18 protein-coding genes and 1 pseudogene are annotated in these 24,622 nt (G+C 71.2%); 6 read left to right on the top strand and 13 right to left on the bottom strand.

Annotation, left to right across the window (positions count from 1 at the left end; translation table 11 throughout):
• Positions 1 to 23: 23 nt before the first annotated feature.
• The 3 genes from pyk to pta all read right to left on the bottom strand — a co-directional run bounded on the left by pyk (position 24) and on the right by pta (position 4,851).
• Positions 24 to 1,454: a pyruvate kinase gene (pyk, locus tag ACFW01_RS10705; protein WP_384503003.1), complete on the bottom strand. Its 1,431-nt coding sequence runs from the start codon at positions 1,452 to 1,454 to the stop codon at positions 24 to 26.
• A 74-nt stretch (positions 1,455 to 1,528) separates the two neighbouring features.
• Complete coding sequence (locus ACFW01_RS10700) at positions 1,529 to 2,761, bottom strand: acetate kinase (RefSeq protein WP_384503001.1); 1,233 nt, start codon at positions 2,759 to 2,761, stop codon at positions 1,529 to 1,531.
• Complete coding sequence (pta, locus tag ACFW01_RS10695; RefSeq protein WP_384502999.1) at positions 2,758 to 4,851, bottom strand: phosphate acetyltransferase; 2,094 nt, start codon at positions 4,849 to 4,851, stop codon at positions 2,758 to 2,760. Before pta ends, ACFW01_RS10700 begins: the two co-directional genes overlap by 4 nt.
• A 197-nt stretch (positions 4,852 to 5,048) precedes the next feature.
• On the opposite strand from pta, the gene ACFW01_RS10690 reads away from it, so the two are divergent.
• Positions 5,049 to 6,074: an ATP-dependent 6-phosphofructokinase gene (locus tag ACFW01_RS10690; protein ID WP_234960928.1), complete on the top strand. Its 1,026-nt coding sequence runs from the start codon at positions 5,049 to 5,051 to the stop codon at positions 6,072 to 6,074.
• A gap of 53 nt (positions 6,075 to 6,127) precedes the next feature.
• On the opposite strand, the gene ACFW01_RS10685 is transcribed toward ACFW01_RS10690, so the two are convergent.
• From ACFW01_RS10685 to ACFW01_RS10670, 4 genes are all read right to left on the bottom strand, one after another.
• Positions 6,128 to 6,841, bottom strand: coding sequence for a helix-turn-helix transcriptional regulator (locus tag ACFW01_RS10685; protein ID WP_234960929.1), 714 nt, complete (start codon positions 6,839 to 6,841; stop codon positions 6,128 to 6,130).
• A 99-nt stretch (positions 6,842 to 6,940) separates the two neighbouring features.
• The gene (locus ACFW01_RS10680; protein ID WP_234960944.1) at positions 6,941 to 7,780 is read right to left on the bottom strand and encodes a carbohydrate ABC transporter permease; all 840 of its coding nucleotides are present in this window, start codon (positions 7,778 to 7,780) and stop codon (positions 6,941 to 6,943) included.
• 14 nt (positions 7,781 to 7,794) lie between these two features.
• Entirely contained in the window at positions 7,795 to 8,751 is a 957-nt protein-coding gene (locus ACFW01_RS10675; RefSeq protein WP_384502996.1) for a carbohydrate ABC transporter permease, read from the bottom strand.
• Entirely contained in the window at positions 8,748 to 10,124 is a 1,377-nt protein-coding gene (locus tag ACFW01_RS10670) for an extracellular solute-binding protein (RefSeq protein ID WP_384502994.1), read from the bottom strand. The genes ACFW01_RS10675 and ACFW01_RS10670 overlap by 4 nt, the downstream gene beginning before the upstream one ends.
• Before the next feature lie 202 nt (positions 10,125 to 10,326).
• On the opposite strand from ACFW01_RS10670, the gene ACFW01_RS10665 reads away from it, so the two are divergent.
• The gene (locus tag ACFW01_RS10665) at positions 10,327 to 10,866 is read left to right on the top strand and encodes a hypothetical protein (protein ID WP_234960932.1); all 540 of its coding nucleotides are present in this window, start codon (positions 10,327 to 10,329) and stop codon (positions 10,864 to 10,866) included.
• A gap of 31 nt (positions 10,867 to 10,897) precedes the next feature.
• On the opposite strand, the gene ACFW01_RS10660 is transcribed toward ACFW01_RS10665, so the two are convergent.
• Entirely contained in the window at positions 10,898 to 11,584 is a 687-nt protein-coding gene (locus tag ACFW01_RS10660; RefSeq protein ID WP_234960933.1) for a response regulator, read from the bottom strand.
• Between the two features lie 270 nt (positions 11,585 to 11,854).
• Complete coding sequence (locus ACFW01_RS10655) at positions 11,855 to 13,522, bottom strand: sensor histidine kinase (RefSeq protein ID WP_234960934.1); 1,668 nt, start codon at positions 13,520 to 13,522, stop codon at positions 11,855 to 11,857.
• A 154-nt stretch (positions 13,523 to 13,676) separates the two neighbouring features.
• Here ACFW01_RS10655 and ACFW01_RS10650 point away from each other — a divergent pair, with 154 nt between their 5' ends.
• The 4 genes from ACFW01_RS10650 (at position 13,677) to ACFW01_RS10635 (ending at position 18,377) form a co-directional block, all read left to right on the top strand.
• Positions 13,677 to 15,071, top strand: coding sequence for a cation:dicarboxylate symporter family transporter (locus ACFW01_RS10650; protein WP_234960935.1), 1,395 nt, complete (start codon positions 13,677 to 13,679; stop codon positions 15,069 to 15,071).
• Positions 15,072 to 15,237: 166 nt separating this feature from the next.
• A complete protein-coding gene (locus tag ACFW01_RS10645; protein ID WP_122616302.1) occupies positions 15,238 to 15,636 on the top strand; it encodes a MerR family transcriptional regulator in 399 nt (132 codons plus the stop codon).
• Between the two features lie 11 nt (positions 15,637 to 15,647).
• Positions 15,648 to 15,962 carry a thioredoxin domain-containing protein gene (locus ACFW01_RS10640; protein ID WP_234960945.1) on the top strand — a complete coding sequence of 105 codons (315 nt, stop codon included), beginning with the start codon at positions 15,648 to 15,650 and terminating at the stop codon, positions 15,960 to 15,962.
• A 162-nt stretch (positions 15,963 to 16,124) separates the two neighbouring features.
• Positions 16,125 to 18,377, top strand: a complete 2,253-nt coding sequence (locus ACFW01_RS10635) for an AAA family ATPase (protein ID WP_234960936.1) — start codon at positions 16,125 to 16,127, stop codon at positions 18,375 to 18,377.
• A gap of 51 nt (positions 18,378 to 18,428) precedes the next feature.
• On the opposite strand, the gene glgB is transcribed toward ACFW01_RS10635, so the two are convergent.
• The 4 genes and pseudogenes from glgB to ACFW01_RS10615 all read right to left on the bottom strand — a co-directional run.
• Positions 18,429 to 20,969 (bottom strand): 1,4-alpha-glucan branching enzyme, encoded by a 2,541-nt coding sequence (gene glgB, locus ACFW01_RS10630; protein WP_234960937.1) that lies wholly within the window; start codon positions 20,967 to 20,969, stop codon positions 18,429 to 18,431.
• Positions 20,970 to 21,010: 41 nt separating this feature from the next.
• The gene (locus ACFW01_RS10625) at positions 21,011 to 22,405 is read right to left on the bottom strand and encodes a maltokinase (RefSeq protein ID WP_234960938.1); all 1,395 of its coding nucleotides are present in this window, start codon (positions 22,403 to 22,405) and stop codon (positions 21,011 to 21,013) included.
• 88 nt (positions 22,406 to 22,493) lie between these two features.
• Positions 22,494 to 24,194, bottom strand: coding sequence for a maltose alpha-D-glucosyltransferase (treS, locus tag ACFW01_RS10620; RefSeq protein WP_384502989.1), 1,701 nt, complete (start codon positions 24,192 to 24,194; stop codon positions 22,494 to 22,496).
• Positions 24,191 to 24,622 (bottom strand): annotated as a pseudogene (locus ACFW01_RS10615) (alpha-1,4-glucan--maltose-1-phosphate maltosyltransferase); the annotation flags it as partial. The pseudogene ACFW01_RS10615 and the gene treS, both read right to left, overlap by 4 nt.

Below are 24,622 nucleotides of genomic sequence, written 5' to 3'. Positions count from 1 at the left end.
GTACAGAGACCGTGCGCGCTGTCTCAGCCGCGGCGCGTCTCGCCCAGGTGCAGGACGCGGACCATGTTGGTGGTGCCGGGGACGCCGGGGGGCGAACCGGCGGTGATCACGACGATGTCGCCGTCGCTGAACAGGCCGAGCCGGGCCGTCTCCTGGTCCACCAGGTCGACCATCTCGTCGGTGCTGTTGACGAAGGGCACCACGTGCGGCTCCACGCCCCAGCTGAGCGCCAGCTGGTTGCGGGTCGACTCGTCGGTGGTGAAGGCGAGCACGGGCTGGGCCGCGCGGTAGCGGGACAGGCGGCGGGCGGTGTCGCCGGACTGGGTGAAGGCCACCAGGCCCTTGCCGCCCAGGAAGTCGGCGATCTCGGCGGCGGCACGGGCCACCGAACCGCCCTGCGTGCGCGGCTTCTTGCCCGGCACCAGCGGCTGCAGGCCCTTGGAGAGCAGCTCCTGCTCGGCGGCGGTGACGATCTTCGACATCGTCTTGACCGTCTCGATGGGGTACGCGCCCACCGACGACTCCGCGGACAGCATGACCGCGTCGGCGCCGTCCAGGATCGCGTTGGCCACGTCGGAGGCCTCGGCGCGGGTCGGCCGGGAGTTGGTGATCATCGACTCCATCATCTGGGTCGCCACGATCACCGGCTTGGCGTTGCGCCGGCACAGCTCGATCAGGCGCTTCTGCACCATCGGGACCTTCTCGAGCGGGTACTCGACGGCCAGGTCGCCACGGGCGACCATGACGGCGTCGAAGGCCGCGACGACGCCCTCCATGTTCTCCACCGCCTGCGGCTTCTCCACCTTGGCGATGACGGGGACCCGGCGGCCCTCCTCGTCCATCACGCGGTGCACGTCGTCGACGTCCTTGGCGTCCCGGACGAAGGAGAGGGCGACCAGGTCGCAGCCCATGCGGAGGGCGAACCGGAGGTCCTCCACGTCCTTCTCGCTCAGCGCGGGCACGTTGACCGCGGCGCCGGGCAGGTTGATGCCCTTGTGGTCGGAGATGACGCCGCCCTCGATGACGATCGTCTTCACCCGCGGGCCCTCGACCCCGGTGACCTTCAGCTCGACGTTGCCGTCGTTGATGAGCACCTGGTCGCCCTTGGTGACGTCGCCGGGCAGGCCCTTGTACGTCGTGCCGCAGATCGTCCTGTCGCCCGGCACGTCCTCGGTGGTGATGGTGAACTCGTCACCGCGCACCAGCTCGACGGGGCCCTCCGCGAAGGTCTCCAGGCGGATCTTCGGGCCCTGGAGGTCGGCGAGGACACCGATGGCCCTCCCGGTCTCCTTGGCGGCGGCCCGCAGGCGGTCGTACCGCCCCTGGTGCTCGGCGTGAGTGCCGTGGCTGAAGTTGAAGCGGGCCACGTTCATGCCGGCTTCGATCAGCGTGACGAGCTGCTCGTGGGAGTCGACCGCGGGGCCGAGAGTACAGACGATTTTCGAACGGCGCATGGGTGCCATCCTATCGGTTTGTTTCGGCGCGGAATATTCCGTCTGGCGGAAAATACAAAAGGGCGGGATGCCGCTCAGGTGAGATTCCCGGAACCCGCCGAACCACCTGAACCAATTACCAGCGCGTAGGTCTGTGTCGCGATCTCCATTTCCTCGTCGGTCGGTACGACGGCCACCGCCACCCGCGCGTCCGCGGGCGAGATCAGCCGCGCCCCGTCGCCGCGTACGGCGTTCAGCCCGCCGTCGACCGCCAGGCCCAGCCCTTCCAGGCCCGCCACGGCGGCCTCCCGCACCGGCGCCGCGTTCTCGCCGACCCCGGCCGTGAAGGCCACCGCGTCCACCCGTCCGAGTACGGCGTAATAGGCGCCGATGTACTTCTTCAGCCGGTGAAGGTAGATGTCGAAGGCCAGCCGGGCCCGCTCGTCGCCGGCGTCGACGCGGCGGCGGATCTCCCGCATGTCGTTGTCACCGCACAGCCCGGTCAGACCGCTCCTCTTGTTGAGGAGAGTGTCGATCTCGTCGGCGGACATTCCTCCAACACGCATCAAATGGAAGATGACGGCCGGGTCCATGTCTCCCGAGCGCGTACCCATCACCAGCCCCTCCAAAGGCGTCAGCCCCATGGAGGTGTCCACGCACCGCCCGCCCCGCACCGCCGAGGCCGACGCCCCGTTGCCCAGGTGCAGCACGATCACGTTCACGTCCTCGGGCGCCCGGCCCAGCAGCCGCGCGGTCTCCCGGGACACGTACGCGTGCGAGGTGCCGTGGAAGCCGTAGCGGCGGATGCGGTGCGCGTCGGCGGTCTCCACGTCGATCGCGTAGCGGGCCGCGGACTCCGGCATCGTGGTGTGGAAGGCGGTGTCGAAGACGGCGACCTGCGGCAGGTCGGGGCGGAGCGCCCGCGCGGTGCGGATGCCGGTGAGGTTGGCCGGGTTGTGCAGCGGGGCGACCGGGATCAGCCGCTCGATCTCGGCGAGCACGGCGTCGTCGATCACGGTCGGCTCGGTGAACTGCCTGCCGCCGTGCACCACGCGGTGCCCGATCGCGGCCAGCTCCGGCGAGTCCAGGCCGAGGCCGTCCTTGGCCAGCTCGGCCGCCACGGCCTTCAGCGCGGACGCGTGGTCGGGGACGGAGCCGCTCCACTCACGGCTGTCGCCGCCGGCCGGCGTGTGCTTCAGGCGCGAGGTCTCCTCGCCGATCCGCTCGACGAGGCCCACGGCCAGCCGGTCGCTGCCGCGCATGTCCAGCAGCTGGTACTTGACCGACGAGGAGCCGGAGTTGAGGACGAGGACGCGCGTGGGACTCACTGGTCGGAAGCCTTCTCGGTGGGGGACTGCTGGGCCTGGATCGCCGTGATGGCGACGGTGTTGACGATGTCCTGCACGAGCGCACCCCGGGACAGGTCGTTGACCGGCTTGCGCAGACCCTGGAGCACCGGGCCCACCGCGATGGCGCCGGCCGAGCGCTGCACGGCCTTGTAGGTGTTGTTGCCGGTGTTCAGGTCGGGGAAGATCAGCACGCTGGCCTGCCCGGCGACCTCCGAGTCCGGCAGCTTGGTCGCGGCCACCGAGGGCTCCACCGCGGCGTCGTACTGGATCGGCCCCTCGATCCTGAGGTCCGGCCGGCGCGCGCGGACCAGCTCCGTCGCCGCGCGCACCTTGTCGACGTCGGCGCCGGACCCGGAGGTGCCCGTCGAGTAGGACAGCATCGCGATGCGCGGGTCCACCCCGAACCGGGCCGCCGTGGCCGCCGACTGGATCGCGATGTCGGCGAGCTGCTCCGCGTTCGGATCGGGGTTGACCGCGCAGTCGCCGTAGGCGAGGACCTTGTCGGCCAGGCACATGAAGAAGACGGACGAGACGATCGACGCGTCCGGCTTCGTCTTGATGATCTCGAAGGCGGGCCGGATGGTCGCCGCGGTGGAGTGCACCGACCCCGACACCATGCCGTCCGCGAATCCTTCCTGCACCATCAGGGTGCCGAAGTAGTTCACGTCCGACACCACGTCGTACGCCAGCTCCACGGTCACGCCCTTGTGGGCGCGCAGATCGGCGTACTTCTCGGCGAAGGAGTCCCGCAGCTCGGAGACCGCGGGGTCGGTCAGCTCGGCGCCCTCCAGGTCGATGCCCAGGTCGGCGGCCTTCTTGCGGATCTGCTCGACCGGGCCGAGCAGGGTCAGCTCGCACACGCCCCGGCGCAGCAGCACCTCCGCCGCGTGCAGCACCCGCTCCTCGGTGCCCTCCGGGAGGACGACCCGGCGCAGGTCGGAGCGGGCCTGCTCCAGCAGCTTGTGCTCGAACATCATCGGCGTGACGCGGTCGCTGCTCGGGGCGGAGACCCGGCTGCTCAGCTCGGCCGTGTCGACGTACCGCTCGAACAGGCCGAGGGCGGTCTCCGCCTTGCGCGGGGTGGCCGCGTTGAGCTTGCCCTCCAGGGAGAACAGCTGCTCGGCGGTGGGGAAGCTGTTGCCGGTCACCGAGAGCACCGGCGTACCGGGGGCGAGGCGGGCGGCGAGGGTGAGGATGCCGTCGCCGGGCACCTCGTCCAGGGTCAGCAGCAGGCCGGCTATCGGCGGGGTGCCCGCGCTGTGCGCGGCGAGGGAGCCGATCACCAGGTCGGCGCGGTCGCCGGGCGTGATGACCAGGCAGCCCGGGGTCAGCGCGGCCAGCAGGTTGGGCAGCATGGCCCCGCCGAAGACGAAGTCCAGCGCGTCGCGGGCGAGCCCGGAGTCGTCGCCGAGGACCACCTGCGCGCCGAGGGTGTGCGCGATCTGGGAGACGGTCGGCGCGGACAGGGCGGGCTCGTCCGGCACCACCCAGCACGGCACCGGCAGCCGGTTCGCCAGCCGTTCGGCGATCTCGTCCAGGTCCTCGCGGGCGACCCGGTTGGTCACCATGGCCAGGACGTCGCAGCCCAGCGTGTCGTAGGCGCGGAAGGCGTTGACGGTCTCGGCGAGCACGGACTCCGCGGTCTGCTTGCGGCCGCCCACGACCGGGACGACCGAGGCACCGAACTCGTTGGCGAGCCGGGCGTTCATCGACAGCTCGTCCGGGAACTGGGTGCCGGCGAAGTCGGTGCCGAGGACGAGGACGACGTCGTAGTCCCGGGCGACCAGGTGGAAGCGGTCGACCAGCGCCGAGACCAGCTCGTCGGTGCCCTGCTCGGCCTGGAGGGCGGACGCCTCCTGGTAGTCCATGCCGTAGACCGTCGACGGGTCCTGCGAGAGCCGGTAGCGGGAGCGCAGCAGCTCGAAGAGGCGGTCCGGCCCGTCGTGCACGAGAGGGCGGAAGACGCCGACCCGGTCGACCTGCCGGGTCAGGAGTTCCATGACCCCCAGCTCGACGACCTGGCGGCCGTCCCCGCGGTCGATACCGGTCACGTACACGCTGCGCGTCACGCGTGCTCTCCGTTTCGTCTGGTGTCGGTCTGGCGGCGGCTGACCCGGGCACAAAAATCGCCCACCGGGGTGAGCGGAACCCTCTTGACAATACCTCTCTCAGTAGCTAAGGCGCCCGTCAGTGCCCCTCGCTCCCCGGGCCGTGGAACAATTGCATCGGCTCACCGGTGTCCACAGCGAGCAGGAGACACAGCACGATGCGTATCGGAGTTCTCACCGCAGGCGGCGACTGCCCCGGCCTGAACGCAGTGATCCGGTCGGTCGTGCACCGAGCGGTCGACAACTACGGCGACGAGGTCATCGGATTCGAGGACGGCTACGCGGGCCTGCTGGACGGCCGCTACCGCACCCTCGACCTGAACGCGGTCAGCGGCATCCTGGCCCGCGGCGGCACCATCCTCGGCTCCTCCCGGCTGGAGCGCGACCGGCTCCGCGAGGCCTGTGAGAACGCCTCGGACATGATCCAGAACTTCGGCATCGACGCGTTGATCCCGATCGGCGGCGAGGGCACGCTGACCGCCGCCCGGATGCTCTCCGACGCCGGTCTGCCGGTGGTCGGCGTGCCGAAGACGATCGACAACGACATCTCCTCCACCGACCGCACCTTCGGCTTCGACACCGCCGTCGGAGTGGCCACCGAGGCCATGGACCGCCTCAAGACCACCGCCGAGTCCCACCAGCGCGTGATGGTCGTCGAGGTCATGGGCCGGCACGCGGGCTGGATCGCCCTGGAGTCCGGCATGGCCGCCGGCGCCCACGGCATCTGCCTGCCCGAGCGCCCCTTCGACCCCGCCGACCTGGTCAAGATGGTCGAGGAGCGGTTCTCCCGCGGCAAGAAGTTCGCCGTCGTCTGCGTCGCCGAGGGCGCCCACCCCGCCGAGGGCTCCATGGACTACGGCAAGGGCGCGATCGACAAGTTCGGCCACGAGCGGTTCCAGGGCATCGGCACCGCGCTGGCGTACGAGCTGGAGCGCCGGCTCGGCAAGGAGGCCAAGCCCGTCATCCTCGGCCACGTCCAGCGCGGTGGCGTGCCGACCGCGTACGACAGGGTGCTCGCCACCCGCTTCGGCTGGCACGCGGTGGAGGCGGCGCACCAGGGCGAGTTCGGTCACATGACCGCGCTGCGTGGCACGGACGTCGTGATGGTGCCGCTCGCGGAGGCCGTCACCGAGCTGAAGACGGTGCCGAAGGACCGGATGGACGAGGCGGAGTCGGTCTTCTGACCGCCGGTCTTCCGGCCGCCGGCCCGGACCGCCGCCCGGCCGCCCGCCGACGTTCACGGGTGCCTCTCGACCGCCGACCAGAAGTGATCCACGATGCGGTCCAGGAAGTCGCGCCCCCCGGCGCCGGCGTCACCGCCGCCCCCGCCCCAGCTGAGGGTGGAGGCCATGTGCCCCTGGTAGTCCTGGTGCAGCACCTGGAGGACGTTCTCCAGGACGCGCCGGTCCAGCGGGGCCAGCTTGGCGACCGGGCGCACATAGCCCTGCCAGCGGGTGCTCACGGCGCTGGTCAGCAGGTCGGCCAGCTTCTCCTCGCGGCCCGTGACGGTCACGAAGTCCGGCAGCGACAGCCCCAGCACGTCGGCCAGCTGGGCGGACTGGCGGTCGGTGCCCCGCCAGTCGTCGGTCTCCTCCATCCGCAGGTAGGCCGCGAGCGCGAGCCCCACGGTCCGCGCCACGTCCTCGGGCGCGAGACCGCGGGCGACCCGGTGCTCGCGCAGGGTCTGCGGCCGGCCGATCAGCTCACCGGGGGAGCACCACAGCACCCCGGCGAGCGCGGTCAGCTCCGGATTCCCCGGGGAGACCGTCCCCCGCTCCCAGGCGATGACGAGGTCGGGAGTGACGTACGGCAGTCCGTAGGAGACCCGTATGTTGTGGGCGACGTGCTCGGGGCCCATGTTGAGGGCGGCACGCAGCCGGCGGGCGGCGAGGGCGTTGAACGGGGGGCCCGACTGGTTCGGGCCGGATGAGGGTCGGCGCACGCGCCACACCGTAGGGGTACGGGGCCGGGCTGACTACGGGCCGTTCAACCAGCGATACGGATTGTAGGAACGTACGGGGGCGCGTGGACCCGGGTGCGCCCCCGCCGCTCACCCCTTGACCGCCCCGCCCAGCGCGAACCCGCCGCCCAGCCGCCGGGAGATCAGCACGTACAGCAGCACGACCGGCGTCGAGTAGACGATCGAGAACGCCGCGAGCTGCCCGTACGCCACCATGCCCCGGTTGCCGAAGAAGTCGTTGATGCTGACCGAGGCGGGCATCTGGTCCGGGGAGAGCAGCAGCATGAAGGGGACGAAGAAGTTCCCCCACATCATCACGAACGAGAACACCGTCACCACCGCCACCCCCGGACCCATCAGCGGCAGCACGATCCGCAGCAGCGACTGGAAGGACGAGGCCCCGTCCGTCCACGCCGCCTCCTCCAGCTCCTTGGGCACGCCGTCCATGAAGTTCTTCATCAGCCAGATGGCGAAGGGCAGCTGGGAGGCGGCGAAGAAGAAGATCGTCCCCTGCATGGTGTCGATCATGTTCACCCGCACGAACAGCGCGTAGACCGGCACCATGATCGCCGTGATCGGCAGGCTGGTCGCGAACAGGATGGTCAGCAGGAAGGGCCGGTTGAGCCGGGACCGGAATCGGGAGAGCGGATACGCCGCGAGCGCCGCGCAGACCACCGTCAGCAGGGTCGCTCCGCCGCACAGGATCAGGCTGTTGAGCAGCGGGGTGAAGGTGATCTCCGGGGTGAGGATCGCGTCGAAGTTGTCCAGGGTCAGCCCGTCGGGGACCTTCACCCGCAGCCCCGCGTCCGGGTCGAGGGCGGACAGCACCACCCAGGCCAGCGGCAGGACGAAGGCCGCCGTCACCACCAGCAGACCGGCGTCGGCGGCCAGCCTGCGCCGTGTGCGGCGCCTGGCGGGCGGGCGTGTCATGAGGGCCATCGGGATCAGACCTCCGTCCGGAGCAGGCGCAGGTACACGACCGAGAACAGCGAGCCGATCAGCAACAGCAGCAGCGCCACCGCCGTGCCGTAGCCGATCAGGCTGTTCTGGAAGGCCTGTTCGTACATGAACAGCGGCAGCGTCTGGCTCTTGCCGCTGGGACCGCCCCGGGTCATCACCCAGATCAGCCCGAAGACCGACAGCGTCTGGAGGGTGTTCAGCATGAGGTTGGTGGCGATGGAGCGCCGGATCATCGGCAGCGTGACGTGCCACATGCGGCGCCAGCCGCCCGCGCCGTCGACCTCGGCGGCCTCGGTGACCTCCTTGGGGATCTCGTTCAGGGCGGCCGAGTAGACCAGCATCGAGAACGCGGTGCCCCGCCACACGTTGGCGAAGGACACCGCCAGGATCGGCAGCGTGAACAGCCAGTTCTGGGAGGGCAGATGGAGCCAGTCCAGGACGGCGTTGAGGGTGCCCTCGCGGCGGAAGAAGGCGTAGAGCAGGAAGCCGGCCACCACCTCCGGCAGCACCCAGGCGGTGACAACGATGCCACCGGTGAGCGTGCGGACCGGCTTCGAGGCCCGCTGCATCAGCGTGGCCAGCGCGAGCCCCAGGGTGTTCTGCCCGATCAGCGAGGACAGCACCGTGAACACCAGGGTCAGCCACACCGCGTTGAGGAACGCCTCGTCCTGGAAGGCCCGCCGGAAGTTCTCGAAGCCGACGAAGGACTCCGTTGCCTGACCGGTGAGCTGGAGGTCGGTGAAGGCGATGACCACGCAGTAGGCGATCGGGCCGGCGAGGAAGAGCAGCAGCAGGACGACTGCGGGGGAGACGGGCAGGGCGCGCAGCAGGGAGCGGCGGGCGGTGACGGACCGCCCGCCCCCGGCCTGGCCCGGGGCGGGCGCACCCGGCGGAGCCTTGGCGGCCTCCGGACCGGCGTGCCGCGGCGTGGCCGCGGTCACCTGCTCACCACCTGGTTGTCGGTGGCCTCCTTGAGCGCCTCGTCGTATCCGCGCGCCGCCTCCTCGACCGACAGGTCACCGGTCGTCACGCCCTCCATCGCCTCCTGGATGGCCACCGACACCTTCGGGTACGCCGGGTAGGCGGGCCGGTAGTGGGTGCTCTCGACCAGGTCGGTGAAGAACTTGATGCCGGGCTGGGCGTCGACGTACGCGGGATCGTTCGCGACGTCCTCGCGGACCGCGATGCCGGAGTTGGCGATGTACCACTTCTGCGCGTTGGCCTTGGTCTGCATGGTCTTGACGAAGTCGAAGGCCAGGTCCGGGTTGGCCGCCTTGGCCGGGATCGACCAGGCCCAGCCGCCGGACATGCTCACCTTGCCGGGCGCCTGGCCGTGCTGAGTCGGCATGGCCGCCAGGCCCAGCTCCTCCGACCACTCGGGCCACTCGTGCCCGCTGCCCTCCAGCCAGTCCTGCGGCAGCCAGGAGCCGTCCAGGGCGATGCCGAGCTTGCCCTGCGGCAGCAGCTCACCGCGGACGGCGGTGCCGAAGTTGGGGTCGAGCGCGTCGGAGACCTCCGGGCCGAGCTTCTCCTTGTACACGCTCTCGACGAAGGAGAGGGAGTCCTCGAACCCCTTCCCCGCCGTGATCCACTTCTTGCTGTCCTTGTCGTACAGCGGGTCCGTGGTCCCGTCGTTCGTGCCGTACAGCAGCATCTCGAAGCCCTGCATGGTGGCCGCTTCACCGGCCGGCTTGCCGGTGTACACGTTGACCGGGGTGACGCCGGGGACCTTCTCCTTGATGGTGCGGGCGGCGTCGAGCACCTCGGCCCACATCTTCGGCTGCCAGTCGGCGGGCAGCCCGGCCTTGGCGAAGACGTCCTTGCTGAACCACAGCCCGCGGGTGTCGGTGCCGTCCGGGACGCCGTACGTCTTGCCGTCCTCGCCCGCGGTCGCCGCCTTGGCCGTGTCGATGAACTGGTCCCAGTCCTTCCACTTCTCCAGGTACGGGTCGAGGGGCTTCAAGTACCCGCTGGTGATGTCGGAGTTGATGAGGAAGGTGTCCTCGTAGACCAGGTCCGGTGCGGTCTTGGGGGAGCGGAGCATCTGCTGGAGCTTGGTGTAGTACTCCGAGTCCGGGGCCTTGATGGGGACGAGTTCGACCTTCTTCCCCGGGTTGGCCTTCTCGAACTGCTTCTTGATGTCGGCGAGATACGTGTCCATCACCTTGATGGAGTTGTCCGTCGACTGCTTGAAGGAGACCTTCACCGTGTCCGGATCACTGCCGGAGCCGCTTCCGCAGGCGGCGAGCGAGGTGGCGGCGAGCGCGGTGAGGGAGAACAGGGCGGTGAACCGGACGGTGGGACGCACGGGCATGACCTCCTACGGGCACACGACACTGTGGCCTGGACGGCTGCGTGGCGAACGTAAGAGGAATGGTCTAGTCAGGTCAATGCTCCTGCGAGTGGGGATTCGGGGGAGCCGGGTGCGCGGTGGCGCGGGACTGTGCGGCTTCGTTGCCGTATGCCTCGACCGCCTCCTGCACAGTCATGGGTTACCGCTGGGAGATGGGGTTCAGGTGCCGGAACAGGACGTCACGGCCGGGCAGTTGCTGCTTGCCGAGTACGAGAGTGTGAAGAGCGAGCAGAGGGCGAGGATCGGGTTCCGGGACAACCTCCTCTACGTGACACTCGCGGTCGTGGCGGCCGTGATCGCCGCGACGGCCCAGGCGAAGCAGCCCTCGATGCTGCTGGCGCTGCCGCCGGTGTGTGTCGTCCTGGGTTGGACCTACCTAGTCAACGACGAGAAGATCTCGGCGATCGGGCTCTACGTCCGGGACGATCTGGGCCCCCGGCTGGCCGCCCTCGCGGCACACGGGGCCGGTTTCACGACGTTCGGGTGGGAGGCGTACCACCGCGGCGACACCCGGCGCCGGTCCCGCAAGGCGATACAGACCGTGATCGACCTGACGGCGTTCTGCGCGGTACCGCTGGCCGCGCTGATCGTCTTCTGGTCCAACGGGGACGCCGGAGGCCTGCTCGTCGGGCTCTCGGCACTGGAGGCGCTCGCGGTGGCGGGGCTCGCCTCGCAGGTGGTGCGGTACGCGAGGGCGGCGTGAGCGTGAGCAGGGGACGACGGCGGCCGGTCCGCTACCGGCCCCGTACCCACCGATAGACCAACTCCGGCCGCCCCACCTGCCCGTACTGCGGACTCCGCCCCGCCCGCCCCGCGTCCACCAGGTGTTCCAGGTAACGCCGGGCCGTGATACGGGAGATGCCCACCACCTCGGCCACCCCGGCCGCCGTCAGGCCCTCGTCGGAGCCGCGCAGGGCGCCCGTGACGCGTTCCAGGGTCGGTCCGCTCAGGCCCTTCGGCAGGGCGGCCGGGCCGGGGGCGCGGAGGGTGGCCAGGGCGCGGTCGACCTCGTCCTGGCCGCTCGCCTCTCCGGCGGTGCCCCGGAACTCCGCGTACCGGACGAGCCGGTCGCGCAGGGTGGCGAAGGTGAACGGCTTCAGGACGTACTGGACGACCCCCAGCGACACGCCCTCCCGCACGACCGTCAGGTCCCGCGCCGACGTCACCGCTATCACGTCGGTGTGATGCCCGGCCGCCCGCAGCGAACGGGCCAGCTGCAACCCGTGCACGTCCGGCAGGTGCAGGTCCAGCAGGAGCAGGTCCACCGGCATACGGTCCAGCAGGCGCCGAGCCTCCGCCCCGGTGTGCGCCTTGCCGACGGCCGTGAACCCGGGGACCCGGCCGACGTACATCACGTGCGCGTCGGCGGCGACCGGGTCGTCCTCGACGACCAGGACCCGGATGGGCTGCTCCCCGGTCATGCGGAGCCTCCGGAGTACGGGGTGCCCGTGACGGGTCCGGAGCCGGGTCCCCGCCCGTCGTACGGGGCTCGCGCGCCGGCCACGGTGACCGGGTTGGTGGTCATACGGCGCCTCCCGAGTCCGGTCTGCCCGCGACGGGTCCGGAGGGCACCGCCGGGCCGGGCCGCCGCGCGGCGTGCGATCCCGCGGGTGGCGTCGTGGGGCCCGGGCCCTGACCGCTGTACGAGGCTCGCGCATCGGCGATGGTGCGCACGTGAACCGGGTGCGTGGTCATGCGGAGCCTCCCGAGTCCGCTCCGCCCGCCACGCCGGCCGGCGTCGCCGTGCCGCTTCCGGCATCGCCCAGTGGCAGCCGTGCCTCGAAGCGGGCGCCGCCGCCCTCGGCCGCCGTGACCGTGAGGGTGCCGCCGTGGCGTCGTACCGCCTGGCGGACCAGAGCCAGGCCCAGGCCCCGGCCGCCCTCACCGGACGGCTTCGTGGAGAAACCCCGCTGGAAGACCAGGTCGGCATGGGCGGGATCGACCCCGGCCCCCGTGTCCGACACCCGCATCACCAGCTCGGAACCGTCCCCCGCCGCCTCGGTGTACGCCGCCACCGTCACCCGCGAGGGCACCGCGCCCTGCGCCGCGTCCACCGCGTTGTCCACCAGGTTGCCCAGGATCGTCACCAGGTCCCTGGCGGGCAGCGACGGCGGCAGCAGACCGTCGTCCAGCCGGCTCTCCCGCGACACCACCAGCTCCACTCCCCGCTCGTTAGCCTGCGCCGTCTTGCCCAGCAGCAGCGCCGCCAGCACCGGCTCGCCGACCGCCGCCACCACCTGGTCGGTGAGCGCCTGCGCCAGCTCCAGCTCGGCCGTCGCGAACTCCACGGCCTCCTCCGCGCGCCCCAGCTCGATCAGCGAGACGACCGTGTGCAGCCGGTTCGCGGCCTCGTGCGCCTGTGAGCGCAGCGCCTGCGTGAACCCGCGCTCGGAGTCCAGCTCGCCCGTCAGCGACTGCAGCTCGGTCACGTCCCGCAGCGTCACCACCGTGCCCCGCCGTTCACCGCCGGAGACCGGCGAGGTATTGACGACCAGCACCCGCTCGGCCGCCAGGTGCACCTCGTCCACCCGGGGCTCCGACGCCAGCAGCGCCCCCGTCAGCTGCGCCGGCAGCCCGAGCTCCGCCACCGAGGCGCCCACCACGTCACCGGTCACGCCCAGCAGCTCCCGTCCACCGTCGTTGATCAGCGCGACCCGGTACTGCCCGTCCAGCATCAGCAGCCCCTCGCGCACCGCGTGCAGCGCGGCCTGATGGTAGTCGTGCATCCGGCTCAGCTCGTCCGCGTTCATGCCGTGCGTGTGCCGGCGCAGCCGCGCGTTGATCACGTACGTGCCGACCGCGCCGAGCAGCAGCGCCCCGGCCGCCACCCCCGTCAGGGCGGTGAGCTGCTCCTGCGCCCGCTTGCTGATCTCCTCGACCTTGATCCCGGCGCTGACCAGTCCGACCACCCGGTCCCCGTCCAGGACCGGGGTGACCGCCCGCACCGAGGGCCCGAGCGTGCCCGTGTAGGTCTCCGTAAAGGTCTCGCCCCGCTGCGCGCGCTCGATGTGCCCCTGGAAGGGGTGGCCGATTTGCGCCGGGTCCGGATGGGTCCAGCGGATGCCGCGCGGATCCATGATCGTCACGAAGTCCACGTCGGTGTCCCGCATGACCCGCACCGCGTACGGCTGGAGCCGCGCCGTCGGATCCGGCGTGCCGATCGCCGCCACCACCGACGGCGAGTCCGCGATGGCCAGCGACACCGCCCTGGCCTGCCGCCCGGCCGCGTCTTCGGCCTGCCCCCGGTCGCTGATCCAGCTGAACAGCGCGTACCCGACCACGACGACCGCTATCAGCACGGCCTGCATGGCGAAGAGCTGCCCGGCCAGGCTTCGGGGTCTCGGGACGTGGAGGTGCATGCCGTCAGTCTCCCTCCTGGCTGGATTGTGAACTCAATGAACGCAAGGGTGACCGCCCTCACACGCCGGGAGATAGTCACCGCATCCCCGATACAAACCCCCGGACGTGAGCCGCACGCCGGTGATGCCGACGACGTCGTCAAGGAGGGCCGCCGTGACCAGCAAAGCCGCTACGGCACCTGCCGCACCCAAAGCCAAGCGCGACCGCACGCACTATCTCTACATCGCGGTGATCATCGCGGTCGCCCTCGGCATCGCGGTGGGTCTGATCGCTCCGGACTTCGCCACCGAGCTGAAGCCCCTGGGCACCGGCTTCGTGAACCTGATCAAGATGATGATCTCGCCGATCATCTTCTGCACGATCGTGCTGGGCATCGGATCGGTGCGCAAGGCCGCCAAGGTCGGCGCGGTCGGCGGGATCGCCCTGGGCTACTTCCTGGTGATGTCGCTGGTGGCGCTCGCCATCGGCCTGATCGTCGGCAACATCCTGGACCCGGGCACGGGCCTCGCCGTGACCGACGCCGTCAAGGAGACCGGCCAGGCGCAGGTCGACGCGGAGGCCAAGGGCACCGTCGACTTCCTGATGGGCGTCATCCCGACCACCATCGTCTCCGCGTTCACCTCCGGCGAGGTCCTGCAGACCCTGCTGATCGCCCTGCTGTGCGGCTTCGCCCTGCAGGCCATGGGCTCCGCCGGACAGCCCGTGCTGCGCGGCATCGAGCACATCCAGCGACTCGTCTTCCGCGTCCTGGCCATGATCATGTGGGCCGCCCCGGTCGGCGCCTTCGGTGCCATCGCGGCCGTCACCGGATCGGCCGGCGTGGACGCGCTGAAGAGCCTGGCCGTGCTGATGCTCGGCTTCTACGTGACCTGCTTCCTCTTCCTCTTCCTGGTACTGGGCGCGATGCTGCGCCTGGTCGCCGGGGTGAACGTCCTCTCGCTCTTCAAGTACCTGGGCCGCGAGTTCCTGCTGATCCTGTCCACCTCCTCCTCGGAGTCGGCGCTGCCGCGCCTGATCGCCAAGATGGAGCACCTGGGCGTCAGCAAGCCGGTGGTCGGCATCACCGTCCCGACCGGCTACTCCTTCAACCTCGACGGCACCATGATCTACATGACCATGGCCTCGCTGTTCATCGCCGACGCCATGGGTACGCCGATGTCCATCGGCGAGCAGATCCCGCTCCTCCTCTTCCTGCTGGTGGCCTCCAAGGGCGCCGCCGGTGTCTCCGGCGCCGGTCTCGCCACGCTGGCCGGCGGCCTGTCCTCGCACAAGCCCGCCCTGGTGGACGGCATCGGCCTGATCGTCGGCATCGACCGCTTCATGAGCGAGGCCCGTGCCCTGACCAACTTCGGCGGCAACGCGGTGGCCACGGTCCTGATCGGCACCTGGACCAAGGAGATCGACAAGGACCGGGTGAAGGAGGTGCTCGCCGGCCGGGCCCCCTTCGACGAGAAGACCCTGCTGGACGACCACCACGGCGCCGACGACGCCGACGACGCACCGGACCTGCCCGAGCAGGGCGGCGAGAAGGAGCTGGCGCGGGCCTGAGTCCGAGGCCCGGCCCGCACGCTCCGGGCGGCTGAGGTGCTCCCCCCGTTGCTCAGCCGCCCGGTCCCTCCCGCAAGCCGCTCGATCCCCCTCCCGCAAGAGGCCCCGCGCCCCCCGGCGCCGGGCCTCTTGCCTTGACGTCCGGGTCAACGCCTACGTTCGTGCCATGCGAATCGGCGAGCTGGCCGCACGGGCCGGGACCACGACGCGGACGCTGCGGTACTACGAATCGCGGGGGCTGCTGCCCGCGCGGCGCACCGGCAACGGGTACCGGACGTACGACGAGGACGACCTGAGGCTGCTGCGGCAGATCAGGACGCTCCAGGACTTCGGGTTCGACCTGGAGGAGACCCGCCCGTTCGTGGAGTGCCTGCGCGCCGGACACCCCGAGGGCGACTCGTGCCCGGCGTCCCTCGTGGTCTACCGGCGCAAGCTGGCGCAGTTGGACGCGCTGATCGAGGAGCTCACGTCCGTGCGGGCGCAGGTGGGCGCGCAGCTGGCGCGGGCCGAGGCGGCGGTTCCGGGGGGTCCGGAGCCCAAGTGCGAACTGGGAGGACACGCATGACGAGCAGCGGGGTGCCCGAGGTGACGGACGCGGAGTTCGGCAGCGAGGTGCTGGGCAGTGAGCTGCCCGTGCTGGTGGAGTTCACCGCGGACTGGTGCCCGCCGTGCCGGCAGATGGCGCCGGTGCTCAGTGCCGTGGCCGAGGAGGAGGGCGGCCGGCTGCGCGTGGTGCAGCTGAACGTGGACCGGAATCCGGCGACGACGAACGCGTACAAGGTGCTGTCGATGCCGACCTTCATGGTGTTCCGCGGGGGTGAGCCGGTGAAGTCGATGGTGGGCTCCCGGCCCAAGCGGCGGCTGCTGGAGGAGCTGGCCGACGTGTTCTGACCGGGCTCTGACCGTGGGCCGCCGACCCGCGCGCGGCACGAGAAATCCCCCGAGCAATTGCGCTCGGGGGATTTCTCTGCGTATATTCGGGGATTCGTGACTTCAAGGAAATGAGGTCATGAAGAAGTTCAGTGTGCACAGTATATCCGGGCGGGAGTGGAATTGTCAAACACCGAATTTCCGGACGATGAATTGCGGCACGAGCAGGAATTCGTCGACGGACTCTACGCGCGCGTGGACGCGCTGCGCGGCGACACCGAGGTCTCGGTCACGGACGCACTCGCGCAGGGCAACACCCCCCAGCAGGCCAGGCTGGAGCGGGACATCCTGGTGGCCGAGCGCTCCGGGCTGCTCGCCGCGCTCAACGCGGTGGACGGCTCCCTCTGCTTCGGCCGGATCGACCTCGCCTCCGGGGACGTCCACCACATCGGCCGTATCGGGCTGCGCACCGACGACGCCGAACGCACCCCGGTCCTCATCGACTGGCGGGCCGACGTCGCCCGCCCCTTCTACCTGGCGACCGGCCACACCCCGATGGGCCTGCGCCGCCGCCGGCACCTCGCCACCGAGGGCCGCCGGGTCGCCGCCCTGCACGACGAGATCCTGGACCTCGGCGACGAGACGCGGACCGGTCACGAGGACCCGTCCGGCGACGCCGTGCTGCTGGCGGCGCTGAACTCCGCGCGCACCGGCCGCATGGGCGACATCGTGCAGACCATCCAGGCCGACCAGGACCGCATCATCCGCGCCCCGCACCGGGGCGTGCTGGTCGTCGAGGGCGGCCCCGGCACCGGCAAGACCGCCGTCGCCCTGCACCGGGCGGCCTACCTGCTCTACGAGCACCGCGAACTGCTCGCCAAGCGCGCCGTCCTCATCGTCGGCCCCAACCCCGCCTTCCTCGGCTACATCGGTGAGGTGCTGCCCTCCCTGGGCGAGACCGGCGTCCTGCTGTCGACGGTCGGCGAGCTGTACCCGGGCGTGCGGGCCACGGCGACGGACACCCCCGAGGCGGCGGCGGTGAAGGGCCGCGCGGACATGGCCGACGTGCTCGCCGAAGTGGTCCGGGACCGGCAGGCGCTGCCCGACCCGGTGATCGCGATCGAGCACGACCGCGAGATCCTGATGCTCGACGACGACCTGGTGAACGTCGCCCGTGAGCGCACCCGCGCCACGCGGCTGCCGCACAACGCGGCCCGCGAGCACTTCGAGGGCCACATCCTCAACACCCTCACCGACATGGTCGCCGAACGCATCGGCACCGACCCCTACGACGGCTCCAACCTCCTCGACCCCAGCGACATCACGCAGATCCGCGACGAACTCGCCGAGAACCCCGAGGTCTGGTCCGCCGTCGACCAGCTGTGGCCGCGCCTGACCCCGCGCCGCCTGGTCGCCGACTTCCTCGCCGCCCCCGAGGCGTTCCTGTCCGCCGAGGACGCGGCCGCCGTGCGCCGCCCGGTCACCCGGCACTGGACCGTCGCCGACGTGCCGCTGCTGGACGAGGCCGCGGAACTGCTCGGCGTGGACGACCGGGTGGCCCGCTCCCGCGCCGAGCGCGAGCGGGCGGAGCAGATCGCCTACGCGCAGGGCGTGCTGGACGTGTCGTACGCGTCCCGGACCTACGAGTTCGAGGACAAGCACGAGGACGACGCCGAGGTCCTGTCCGCGCACGACATCATCGACGCGGAGCGGTTCGCCGAGCGGCAGGAGGAGGACGACCACCGCAGCGCCGCCGAGCGCGCGGCGGCCGACCGCACCTGGGCGTTCGGGCACATCATCGTGGACGAGGCGCAGGAGCTGTCCCCGATGGCGTGGCGGCTGCTGATGCGGCGCTGCCCGACCCGCTCGATGACCCTGGTCGGCGACCCGGCGCAGACCGCGGAGGCGGCCGGAGTCGGTTCCTGGTCGAAGATCCTCGCCCCCTACGTCGAGGACCGCTTCGAGCACACCCGGCTGGGCGTCAACTACCGCACCCCGGCCGAGATCATGGACGTGGCGGCGGCCGTCGTGCGGGCCGAGGACCCGGAGTTCGCGCCGCCGAGTTCGGTACGCTCCACGGGCGTACGCCCCTGGGTCCGCGCCACCGGAGACCTCCCGGCCGCCGTCGCCCAGGCCGTCCGGGAGCTGACCCCCGAGGAGGGGCGCCTCGCCGTCATCGCACCGCGCGAGCTGCACCGGGTCCTGGCCGCCCGGCTGGACGGCGTGACGCCGGGCGCCGAGCCGGACCTGACGCGGACGGTCGTCCTGCTCGACCCGCGCCAGTCCAAGGGCCTGGAGTTCGACTCCGTCCTCGTCGTCGAGCCGGGCCGCTACGGCACCAGCGACCTCTACGTGGCCCTCACCCGCGCCACCCAGCGGCTCGGCGTCCTGCACACCGGGCCGCTGCCGAAGGGGCTGGTGGACGCGGCCGGATAGGCGACCGCGCGGGGGACCCGGCCGCCGCCGTCGGCGGCCGGGGAGCCGCCGTCACGCCGGACGCAACCACACCGTCGCCAGCGGCGGCAGGGTCAGCCGCACGCTCGCCGGCCGTCCGTGCCAGCCCTGCGGCTCCGGCTTCACCGGGTCCGGGTTGCCCACGTCGCCGCCGCCGTAGCGCGCGGCGTCGGTGTTGAGCACCTCGTGCCAGGCGGGGACGTCGTCCGGGACGCCGAGGCGGTAGTCGGCGCGGACGACCGGGGCGAAGTTCGACACGGCGAGCAGCGGGGTGCCGTCGGCGTCCAGCCGCAGGAACGCCAGCACGTTGTCCTCGGCGGCGTCCCCGACCACCCAGGCGAACCCGGACGGATGGGTGTCGAGCCGCCACAGCGCGGGGGTGGTCCGGTAGACGGTGTTCAGGTCCCGCACCAGATCCCGCACGCCCCGGTGGTCCGCCGCCGCCCCGTACTCCGGGTCGAGGAGCCACCAGTCGGGGCCGTGCGCCTCGGACCACTCGGCGCCCTGCGCGAACTCCTGCCCCATGAACAGCAGTTGCTTGCCGGGATGGGCCCACATGAAGGCCAGGTACGCCCGCTCGTTCGCGCGCTGCTGCCACCAGTCGCCGGGCATCTTGGACACCAGCGACCGCTTGCCGTGCACGACCTCGTCGTGGGATATCGGCAGCACGTAGTTCTCGCTGTAGGCGTACACCATGGAGAAGGTCATCTCCCCGTGGTGGTACCTGCGGTGCACCGGCTCGTGGCTCATGTACTGGAGCGAGTCGTGCATCCAGCCCATGTTCCACTTCAGCCCGAACCCGAGCCCGCCGAAGCCGCTCGGCCCCTTGTGGTGGGTGGCCCGGGTGACCCCGTCCCAGGCCGTCGACTCCTCGGCGACGGTCACGACGCCCGGCACCCGCCGGTACACCGTGGCGTTCATCTCCTGGAGGAACGCCACCGCGTCCAGGTTCTCCCGGCCGCCCCGCGCGTTGGGCGTCCACTGCCCGGGCTCGCGCGAGTAGTCCAGGTAGAGCATCGAGGCGACCGCGTCGACCCGCAGCCCGTCGATGTGGAACTCCTCGCACCAGTACACGGCGTTGGCGACGAGGAAGTTGCGCACCTCGCGCCGCCCGAAGTCGAACTCCAGCGTCCCCCAGTCCGGGTGCGCGGCCCGCAGCGGGTCGGAGTGCTCGTACAGCGGGCGCCCGTCGAACTCGGCCAGCGCCCAGTCGTCGCGCGGGAAGTGCGCCGGCACCCAGTCCATCAGGACACCGATGCCGGCCTGGTGCAGCCGGTCCACCAGGTACTTGAAGTCGTCGGGGTCGCCGAGGCGGGCCGTGGGCGCGTAGAAGCCGGTGACCTGGTAGCCCCAGGAGCCGCCGAAGGGGTGCTCGGCGACCGGCATCAGCTCGACGTGCGTGAAGCCGAGGTCGGCCACGTACGCGGGGAGCTGTTCGGCCAGTTCCCGGTACGTCAGTCCCGGCCGCCAGGAGGCCAGGTGGACCTCGTACACCGACATCGGGGCCTCGTGCGCGGGCGCGTCGGCGCGGTGGGCCAGCCACTCCTCGTCGCCCCAGGTGTAGTGCGAGGCGTGGACGACGGACGAGGTGGCCGGCGGGACCTCCGTGGCGCGGGCCAGCGGATCGGCGCGGAAGGTGCGCGAGCCGTCGGCGCGGGTGATCTCGAACTTGTACAGCTCGCCCGCGCCGACGCCGGGCAGGAACAGCTCCCACACCCCGGTGGCGCCCAGCGACCGCATGGGGTGGCCGGTGCCGTCCCAGAAGTTGAAGCCGCCGGCCACCCGGACCCCGCGCGCGTTCGGCGCCCACACCGTGAAGCGGGTGCCCGCGACGCCGTCGTGGGTCATCGGGTGCGCGCCCAGCGCCTGCCACAGCTGCTCGTGCCGGCCCTCGCCGATCAGGTGCAGGTCCAGCTCGCCCAGTGTGGGCAGGAAGCGGTACGGGTCCTCGACCTCCTGCACCGTCTCCTCGTACGCCACGCGCAGCCGGTGCAGGGGGACCTCCCGCAGGGGCAGCAGCCCGGAGAAGAAGCCGTCCCCGTCGTCGTGCAGCTCGACGCGCAGGTCGCCGGAGAGGACGGTCACCTGGCGGGCGTACGGCCGCAGGACCCGGAAGGCGACCCCGCCGGGCACCCGGTGGGCGCCGAGCACGGAGTGGGGGTCGTGGTGCGTGCCGGCCAGCAGCCGTCCCCGGTCGCCGGCGTCCAGGGAGGGGGAGACGGCGATCTCGACGGCGGGAGCGGTGACCTTCCGGGCGGCAGGCTCATGGGCAGGGGGCTTCTTGGCGGTGGCCTCCTTTGCGGTGGCCTTCTTCGTCATGGCCTTCTTGGGCACGGCTTTGCCGGCCACCGCCTTGCTCGCCACCGCCTTCTTCGTGGCGCTCTTCTTCGTCGCGGTCTTCTTCACGCCGGCCTTCGCCGTCCCGGCCCTGTCGGTCGTCTTAGCCGTCTTGGCCGTCTTCTTCGAGGGTGACTTCTTCGCGGCGGCCTGCTTGTCGGTCGTCTTCTTCTCGGCCGCCTGCTTGGCGGCCGTCTTCTTCGGGTCGGGACCGCTGGACGAGGGGCGGGGGGTCACGGGTGGAGCCTCCTGGGCGAGTGGGAGCAACAGCGGGGGCGTCAGGCCGGTTCGGGTGCCGACAGGCGGCGGACCGCGGCCAGCGGCACCGGGAGCCAGTCGGGACGGTGCCGTGCCTCGTACAGGACCTCGTAGACCGCCTTGTCGGTCTCGTAGGCGCGCAGCAGCACCGGATCGGTGCGCGGGTCGCCGCCGCCGGCCTCCGCGTACCCGGTGCAGTAGGCTGCCCGGCAGCCCGCGGCCCATCCCGGTACCGGAGCCTCGGCCGAGTGCGCCGCGTAGTCGAAGGAACGCAGCATCCCGGCGACGTCCCGCACCGTCGGCTGCGGCAGCCGGCGCTCGGCCAGCGGTTTCGCGGGCTCCCCCTCGAAGTCGATCAGCGACCACCGCCCGGTGGGCGAGCGCAGGCACTGGCCGAGGTGCAGATCGCCGTGGACGCGCTGCGCGGTCCAGGTGCGGCCCTCGGCCGCCAGGTCGCCCAGCGCGGTGAAGGTGGTGCGCAGGGCGGGCGCGTACGGCCGCAGCGAGGGCACCGCCCGGGCGGCCTCCTCCAGCCGCGCGATCATGCCGTCGGCGAGCTGCCGCACCTGGGCGTGGCCGAGGGTGACGGTCGGCAGCGCGCGGGCCAGCGCGGTGTGCACCTCGGCGGTGGCCCGGCCGAGCGCCCGCGCCTCGGCGGCGAAGTCCTCGCCCTTGGCCAGTTCGCGCAGCGCCAGCTCCCAGCCGTCGGTCGCGCCCTGCAGGTACGGCTGGAGCACCCCCAGCACCCAGGTCCGGCCGTCCAGGTCGGCCGTCATCCAGCCCGCCGGGGCGGGCACCCGGGCGCTGCCCTCGCGGGCCAGCGCCAGCGGCAGCTCCAGGTCGGGGTTGACGCCGGGCACGATCCGGCGCAGCACCTTGAGAATGAACGTATCTCCAAACACGACCGACGAGTTCGACTGCTCGGCGGTCATCAGCCGCGGCACCAGGCCGGCGCGTATCTCGCGGTCCTCCTCCCGCTCGAAGCGGAGCCCGCCGATACGGGCCCCGGTGCGCATGGCCTCCAGGAGCACCTCGGCGGGCCGGGTGTCGTACAGGGCGTCGTAGGCGGTGCGGCCGGCGGACGGGCCCTCGGTCACGTGTCCGATCAGCGCGGGCGCCAGCCGGGGCGGGAGCGCCTCGCGCGTGCCTATGAGCAGCTGGTAGCAGTCGCCGGGCTCCTCGGGCGCGCCCGCGGCGGGGGAGGACTGCTGGTGGGCGCGGACCAGCACGTGGTGGAGGCCCAGCCGGGAGTCGGCGGGGAGCAGGTCGGTGGCGGCGACCAGCGAGAAGCCGGTGACCGGGCGTCCCTTGCCGGCGAACCAGCGCTGCCGTGGCAGCCAGTCCCGCAGAAGTGGATCAAGAGACGCTAGGAGGCCCGGCGGGCTCGTGACGGTGCGTGTGACGGCTTCCGGCATGGCGTAGCGTCCTTTCCCCGGATCGTCGGGGTGTTACTGATGCGTGCCCCGGGCGGGGCGGTGGAAACCGTCCCGCCCGGGGGCTCGGTCAGACGGCGTCCTTGCGGAGCCGGAACCAGTAGAAGCCGTGGCCCCCGAGGGTCAGCAGGTACGGCAGGTCGCCGACCGCGGGGAAGCGGACTCCGCCGAACAGCTCCACCGGGTGGCGTCCCCCGAAGGCGCTGAGGTCGAGTTCGGTGGGCTGCGCGAACCGCGAGAAGTTGTGGACGCACAGCACCAGGTCGTCCTCGTACTCACGCAGGAAGGCCAGGACGGCCGGGTTGGAAGAGGGCAGTTCCGTGTAGGTGCCGAGTCCGAAGGCCGGGTTCTGCTTGCGGATCTCGATCATGCGCCGGGTCCAGTGCAGCAGCGACGAGGGCGAGGCCATCGACGCCTCGACGTTCGTCACCTGGTAGCCGTGGACCGGGTCCATGATCGTCGGCAGGAACAGCCGTCCCGGGTCGCACGACGAGAAGCCGGCGTTGCGGTCCGGCGTCCACTGCATCGGGGTGCGCACCGCGTCGCGGTCGCCGAGCCAGATGTTGTCGCCCATGCCGATCTCGTCGCCGTAGTAGAGGATCGGCGAGCCGGGCAGGGAGAGCAGCAGCGCGGTGAACAGCTCGATCTGGTCGCGGTCGTTGTCGAGGAGCGGGGCCAGGCGCCGCCGGATGCCGATGTTGGCGCGCATCCGCGGGTCCTTGGCGTACTCCGCGTACATGTAGTCGCGCTCTTCGTCGGTGACCATTTCCAGGGTCAGCTCGTCGTGGTTGCGCAGGAAGATGCCCCACTGGCAGCCGGACGGGATGGCCGGGGTCTTGGCGAGGATCTCGGAGACCGGGTAGCGCGACTCTCTTCTGACCGCCATGAAGATGCGCGGCATGACCGGGAAGTGGAACGCCATGTGGCACTCGTCGCCGCCCGCGGAGTAGTCGCCGAAGTAGTCGACCACGTCCTCGGGCCACTGGTTGGCCTCGGCCAGCACCACCGTGTCCGGGTACTGCGCGTCGATCTCCTTGCGCACCCGCTTCAGGAACTCGTGGGTACGCGGCAGGTTCTCGCAGTTGGTGCCCTCTTCGGCGTACAGGTACGGCACCGCGTCCAGCCGGAACCCGTCGATGCCCAGGTCCAGCCAGAACTTCAGCCCGGAGATCATCTCCTCCTGCACGGCCGGGTTCTCGTAGTTGAGGTCCGGCTGGTGGGAGAAGAACCGGTGCCAGAAGTACTGCTTGCGCACCGGGTCGTAGGTCCAGTTGGACGCCTCGGTGTCCACGAAGATGATGCGGGCGTCCGCGTACTGGGTGTCGTCGTCGGCCCAGACGTAGTAGTCGCCGTAGGGGCCGTCGGGGTTCTTGCGGGACTCCTGGAACCACGGGTGCTGGTCGCTGGTGTGGTTCATGACGAAGTCGATGATGACGCGCATGCCGCGCTGGTGGGCGGCGTCGACGAACTCGACGAAATCGGCGAGGTCGCCGAACTCGGGAAGCACCGCGGTGTAGTCGGAGACGTCGTAACCGCCGTCCCGGAGCGGTGACTTGAAGAAGGGCGGGAGCCAGAGGCAGTCCACGCCCAGCCACTGCAGGTAGTCCAGCTTGGCGGTCAGGCCCTTGAGGTCGCCGACGCCGTCGCCGTTGCTGTCCTGGAAGGAGCGGACGAGGACCTCGTAGAAGACGGCTCGTTTGAACCAGTCCGGGTCGCGGTCCTTGGCCGGGGTGTCCTCGAAGGTGTCCGGCACGGGCTCGTTGACGATCATATGGTGGGTGACCCTCCGATCTGCGGGTGGGACGGTCGCAGAACCGTGCAGACGTGCGCGGGCGAACGGCCCGGCTCCAGGCGCACATAGTTGGCCCTGCCCCAGTGGTAGGTCTCGCCGGTCAGCTCGTCGCGCACCGGCACCGACTCGTGCCAGTCCAGGCCGAGTTGCGGCATGTCCAACGAGACCGTGGCCTCCTGGGTGTGGTGGGGGTCGAGGTTGGCGACCACCAGAACCGTGTTCGACCCCTGCCGCTTCGAGTAGGCGATCACCTCCTCCTTGTCCGTGGGATGGAAGTGCAGATCGCGCAGCTGGTGGAGTGCCGGGTTCGCACGCCGGATGGTGTTGAGCTTGGTGATGAGGGGGGCGATGGTGCGGCCCTCGCGGGCGGCGGCGGCCCAGTCGCGTGGCTTGAGCTGGTACTTCTC

Origin of the sequence: Streptomyces sp. NPDC058985 (genome assembly GCF_042740985.1) — a bacterium.
Lineage (GTDB): Bacteria > Actinomycetota > Actinomycetes > Streptomycetales > Streptomycetaceae > Streptomyces.
This window is presented reverse-complemented; position numbering and strand designations above follow the sequence as displayed.